A 5552-nucleotide genomic window follows, 5' to 3' on the forward strand; every position below is an offset into this window, starting at 1 on the left:
GCCACCACCGCCGCCGCCGCTACCGCCGCCGCGATCCCAGCCGCCGCCGCGCTCACCCGAAGCCGAGGACCGCCCGCCGCCATAGCCGCCCCCACTCTCCGAGGGCTCCCCCATCTCGCCGCCGCCTCCGCGCCCGCCGACCAGCGCGAGCTCGCCGCGGTACTGGCGCAGCACGATCTCGGTCGTGTAGCGGTCCTGGCCCGACTGGTCCTGCCACTTCCGCGTCTCGAGCTGGCCCTCAATGTACACCTCGGAGCCCTTGCGCAGGTACTTCTCGGCGATCTCGCCGAGCTTCTCGTTGAAGATCGCGACCGAGTGCCACTCGGTGCGCTCCTGCATGTTCCCTTCGCGGTCCTTGTAGCGCTCCGACGTCGCGAGACGCAGGTTCACCACCCGCCCGCCATTCTGGAAGTTCCGCACCTCCGGGTCGCGGCCGAGACGGCCCAGCAGGATCACCTTGTTCACGCCGGCCATGGGCTGGAATCCCTCAACTTTCGGCTCGGACGCTAGCCCGGCGCCGGGTTGCAGGCCAGCCATGCGGCGTGTCGTCGGCACCCCTGGCGAAGGCCCTTTCCTGCCCATCTATATGGGCCTAGAACCCCCGGAACAAGATGCGAACGTGGCGGCCTGCCCCGGCCGTCCCGCCGCCTTCGTCTCAACCCCAGCGCGCGACCCGGGCGCGCCCAGCATCGGTGACGCATGTCCGGCTTCATCCGCATCCGAGGCGCGCGCGAGCACAACCTCAAGAATCTCGACCTCGACATCCCGCGCGACACGCTGACGGTCGTCACCGGCCTCTCGGGCTCGGGCAAGTCCTCGCTCGCCTTCGACACCATCTACGCCGAGGGCCAGCGCCGCTACGTCGAATCGCTCAGCGCCTATGCGCGGCAGTTCCTGCAGCTGATGCAGAAGCCCGACGTCGATTCGATCGAGGGGCTGAGCCCCGCCATCTCGATCGAGCAGAAGACCACCAGCCACAACCCGCGCTCGACCGTCGGCACGGTCACCGAGATCCACGACTACATGCGCCTGCTCTGGGCGCGCGTCGGCGTCCCCTACTCGCCTGCCACCGGCCTGCCGATCGAGGCGCAGACGGTCAGCCAGATGGTGGACCGCATCCTCGCCATGCCGGAGGGAACGCGGCTGCTGCTGCTGGCACCCGTGGTGCGCGGCAAGAAGGGCGAGTACCGCAAGGAATTCGCCGAGTGGCAGCGCCGCGGCTTCGAGCGGGTGAAGGTCAACGGCACGCTGCACCAGCTCTCCGACCCGCCGAAGCTCGACAAGAAGTTCAAGCACGACATCGAGATCGTGGTGGACCGCATCGTCGTGCGCGGCGACATCCAGTCACGCCTGGCTGACAGTCTGGAGACGGCGCTCGGGCTGGCGGAGGGCATCGCCTATGCCGAGAACGCCGACACGAACGAACGGACGGTGTTCAGCCAGAAATTCGCCTGCCCGGTCTCCGGCTTCTCGATCGAGGAGATCGAGCCGCGGCTGTTCAGCTTCAACAGCCCGCAGGGCGCCTGCCCGACCTGCGACGGGCTCGGCACGCAGAGCTTCTTCGACCCGCTGCTGGTGGTGCCCGACGACACGCGCAGCCTGAAGGACGGCGCGGTGCAGCCCTGGGCCGGCGCCTCCTCGCCCTATTACGACCAGACGCTCGAAAGCCTCGCGCGGCACTTCAAGGTGGCGATGACGACGCCCTGGCAGGACCTGCCCAAGGCCTTCCGCCAAGTGGTGCTGAACGGCACGGGCTCCGAGGTGGTGACGCTGCGCTACAAGGACGGGCTGCGCGGCTACGACGTGAAGAAGCCCTTCGAGGGCGTGATCCCGAACCTCGAACGCCGCTTCCGTGAGACCGACAATCCCTGGACCCGCGAGGAGCTGACTCGCTACCAGGCCGATCGCCCCTGCCCCGCCTGCAACGGCTTCCGCCTGAAGCCGGAGGCGCTGTCGGTCAAGGTCGCCGGCTGTCACCTGGGCGAGGTCAACAACCTTTCGATCCGTCGCGCGCGGGACTGGTTCAAGGGCGTGATGCCGACGCTGACGCCGCAGCGCGCCGAGATCGCGCGCCGCATCCTACGCGAGATCGAGGAGCGGCTGCAGTTCCTGAACGACGTCGGGCTCGACTACCTCTCGCTCGGCCGGTCATCCGCCACCCTGTCGGGCGGCGAGAGCCAGCGCATCCGCCTCGCCTCGCAGATCGGCAGCGGTCTGACCGGCGTGCTCTACGTGCTCGACGAGCCCTCGATCGGCCTGCATCAGCGCGACAACGAAAGGCTGCTGGCGACGCTGCGGCGGCTGCGCGACATCGGCAACACGGTGCTGGTGGTGGAGCATGACGAGGACGCGATCCGCTCCGCCGACCACCTGATCGACATCGGCCCTGCTGCCGGCAAGGGCGGCGGGCGGATCATCGCGCAAGGAACGCCGAAGGAGGTGGAGCGCAACCCGGCCTCCATCACCGGCCAGTATCTCTCCGGCGCGCGGCGCATCCCGATGCCGGAGACGCGCCGCCACTTCGACCCGAAGCGCGTGCTGCGCGTCATCGGCGCCAAGGGCAACAACCTGAAGGACGTGACGGCGGAGATCCCGCTCGGCACCTTCACCTGCATCGCCGGCGTCTCCGGCGGCGGCAAGTCCACGCTGACGGTCGAGACGCTCTACAAGGCCGCCTCGCGCCGGCTCATGGGATCGGGCGAGGTGCCGGCGCCGCATGAGCGCATTGAGGGGCTCGAGCACCTCGACAAGATCATCGACATCGACCAGTCGCCGATCGGCCGCACGCCGCGGTCGAACCCCGCGACCTACACCGGCCTGTTCGGGCCGATCCGCGACTGGTTCGCCGAGCTGCCCGATGCCCGCGCGCGCGGCTACGCGCCCGGCCGCTTCAGCTTCAACGTCAAGGGCGGGCGGTGCGAGGCCTGCCAGGGCGACGGCGTGCTGAAGATCGAGATGCACTTCCTGCCCGACGTCTACGTCACCTGCGACACCTGCAAGGGCAAGCGCTACAACCGCGAGACGCTGGAGGTAAAGTTCCGCGGCAAGTCGATCGCCGACGTGCTCGACATGACGGTGGACGAGGCGGTGGAGTTCTTCTCGGCCGTCCCCGCGATCCGCGAGAAGCTCGTCGTGCTGCGCGACGTCGGCCTCGGCTACATCCATCTCGGCCAGCAGGCGACCACGCTCTCGGGCGGCGAGGCGCAGCGCATCAAGCTGTCGAAGGAGCTGTCGCGGCGCGCGACGGGCCGCACGCTCTACATCCTCGACGAACCGACGACCGGCCTGCATTTCGAGGATGTGCGCAAGCTGCTCGAGGTGCTGCACCAGCTGGTGAAGCAGGGCAACACGGTGGTGGTGATCGAGCACAACCTGGAGGTCATCAAGACCGCCGACTGGATCCTCGACCTCGGGCCGGAGGGCGGCGAGGGCGGCGGGCGGATCGTCGCCGCTGGCACGCCAGAGCAGGTCGCGGCGGTGCCGGAGAGCCATACCGGCCGGTTCCTCGGGCCGATCCTCTCGCGCGACGGCGCGGTCGCACCGCCGGAGCCGGTCAGGAAGCGCAAGCGGGCCTGAGCAAAGGGGCCCTACCCCGCCGGCTTCGCGTGCCGCTGCACCACCGCGCGCAGCGCCGCGTGGTCCGGCGCCTCCAGCCCTTCGAAGGCCGCGTCCAGGCTTGGCGGCGGCCGGCCGGTCAGCGCCTCGAAGGCATGCAGCACGGCAAGTCCGTCGGGCCGGACGGCGCCCGCTGCGCGCCGCAGCGCCAGCGCCGCCTCCCGCGCAATGCGGGCGATCCGCTGTTCCGGCGTGTGGACGGCATTGCGGACGAACTGCTTGATGAAGCCGGAATGCTGGTAGCCGATGAGCTCGGCCGATTCCACGTGAACCGCGTCCAGCAGATCCGGCCGGTCGCGCAGCACCTGCTGGAGCATGGGCTGGTCGCTCAGCAGAGCCCCGCCCCATTCGGGCGCGGTGCGCATCTCTTCGTCCGTCACCGCATCGAGGCGCGCGGCCCAGCCGGCGGCGGTCTCCCGCGTCGCCTCATGCGCGAAGTTCCACAGGAAGACGCCGGAATTGATGTCCCACCGCCCCCGCGTGCCGCCCGGTGGATGGATCATCGCGGTGCGGGCGTGCCGGTCCAGATAGGCCTTCAGGTCGAAGCCGATATCCGCGACGAAGGCGTCCGCGTCGAGGTGGATCACCCATCCCCGGAAGCCGTCGGCCAGCCGGTCGCGCAGGAAGGCGATGCGGTTGTAGCAGGCCTGCCAGGGATGCGCGCCGCGGCGCAGCCCGATGAAGGCCTGCAGCGCGACGCCCTGGCGAAGGCAGAACAGCCGCGTCGGCGGCAGCGTCGCCTGCAGCATCGGGAAGAAGCGATCGGCATCTGCCGTCGTGTGCACGATGACGCCGTCGTTCATGCCCGCCCCCTCATGCTGGCTGGAAGCCGATAGGCGCGCAGGCCGCGCGCGCCGCGTTCTCCGTGAACAGCGACGACAGCCGGCGCGCCTCCGCGCCCTCCGTCGCGATCGCCGCGCGATATGCGCTCCCCGACTGTACGGCGTTGGGCAGCAGAACGACCAGCTGCGCCAGGGTGGTCGATGTCGCGTTGCGCCCGCTTCGGCAGCCCCAGCCTGTCAGGGCGCGGCACCCAAGCGGGGAGCGCGCCCCGCACCGACAAGCCACTTGAAGCTAGGCTAGCACGGCGTCCGGCCCCGCCGACAGTCCGCGATGCGCGCCGGCACGCCGATCCCGGCGCCCGGCGGCGCTCACGGACCCATCGCGATCGTCCAGGTCGCGCTGATCTTCCGCCGGGCCGTCACGCTCTTCGGACGCGAGGTCTTCGCGCCCGACCGACAGGGCCGCCGTCTCGTCTTGAAGGGCGGTTCGGCCTGCGGGCGCTGCCGCTGCTGCGTGCCGATCGCTGTAATGCCCCGGCGCAAGCCAGAATCAGGGGCTTCGGGCGTCCCTCGTTCCGAGGATCACCGTACGCGTAGAAAGACGGGCAGCGCGGCGCCGTCGAGCGAGACGTAGTGCGAGACCGCCCAGCCCGACGGCGGTCGGGGGAAGCGAAGGACCTTTACCGGCGCCGTGCTCGGCACATGGGGTCGGGGGCGCGGATCGTTCGCGGCTTCCGGCGCCTTGCGGGGCGCTGTCGGGAGTGGTCGCGTTTCGGCGTGGGACACCTCACTCCTCCTGGCTCGGCCGCGGCCTGCGGCGATGACGGAGGCCCGACCTCGCAGCGCTCATCGCTGGCGGAGGGTCCCCGGAGCGCAGCCTATCAGGTGCTGCGCTGCACGCGCCGAGTCACGTCGGCGTGGTGCGGCTTGCGTGACGTATCGCCGACGCAGCGAGCCCGGCGGGGCGTGCCGCGGGGCCGCGAGACCTCAGATCCGCCAGGCGAGTCCCGCGCGTGTCACCGCGAGCCGGTCGAGCAGGCCGCGGTGGCCCGGCGCCTCCCCGCGCGCGAGGCGGGCGAGGTCGCGTCCCGCCAGCACGGCGGGAAGTGCAGCCGCGATCGCCCCGGGCGGCACGTCGCGGCGGGCACCGGCGAG

3 protein-coding genes are annotated in these 5552 nt (G+C 70.6%); 1 reads left to right on the top strand and 2 read right to left on the bottom strand.

The features are described from left to right. Window positions 1-474, bottom strand: a 474-nt coding sequence (gene ssb, locus L2I40_RS18165; RefSeq protein WP_237216606.1) for a single-stranded DNA-binding protein, incomplete at its 3' end; no start/stop codon positions are given. A 225-nt stretch (window positions 475-699) separates the two neighbouring features. Here ssb and uvrA point away from each other — a divergent pair. Next, complete coding sequence (gene uvrA / locus L2I40_RS18170) at window positions 700-3576, top strand: excinuclease ABC subunit UvrA (protein WP_237216607.1); 2877 nt, start codon at window positions 700-702, stop codon at window positions 3574-3576. A gap of 11 nt (window positions 3577-3587) precedes the next feature. On the opposite strand, the gene L2I40_RS18175 is transcribed toward uvrA, so the two are convergent. Then, the gene (locus L2I40_RS18175; protein ID WP_237216608.1) at window positions 3588-4418 is read right to left on the bottom strand and encodes a hypothetical protein; all 831 of its coding nucleotides are present in this window, start codon (window positions 4416-4418) and stop codon (window positions 3588-3590) included. Window positions 4419-5552 lie beyond the last annotated feature (1134 nt).

The sequence above is a fragment of the Falsiroseomonas oryziterrae genome (genome assembly GCF_021864505.1).
Lineage (GTDB): Bacteria > Pseudomonadota > Alphaproteobacteria > Acetobacterales > Acetobacteraceae > Falsiroseomonas > Falsiroseomonas oryziterrae.

Bases quoted from the DNA above. Each gene is read 5' to 3' on its own strand.
- L2I40_RS18175 (WP_237216608.1), bottom strand. From the start codon at position 4,418: ATGAACGACGGCGTCATCGTGCACACGACGGCAGATGCCGATCGCTTC.
- uvrA (WP_237216607.1), top strand. From the start codon at position 700: ATGTCCGGCTTCATCCGCATCCGAGGCGCGCGCGAGCACAACCTCAAG.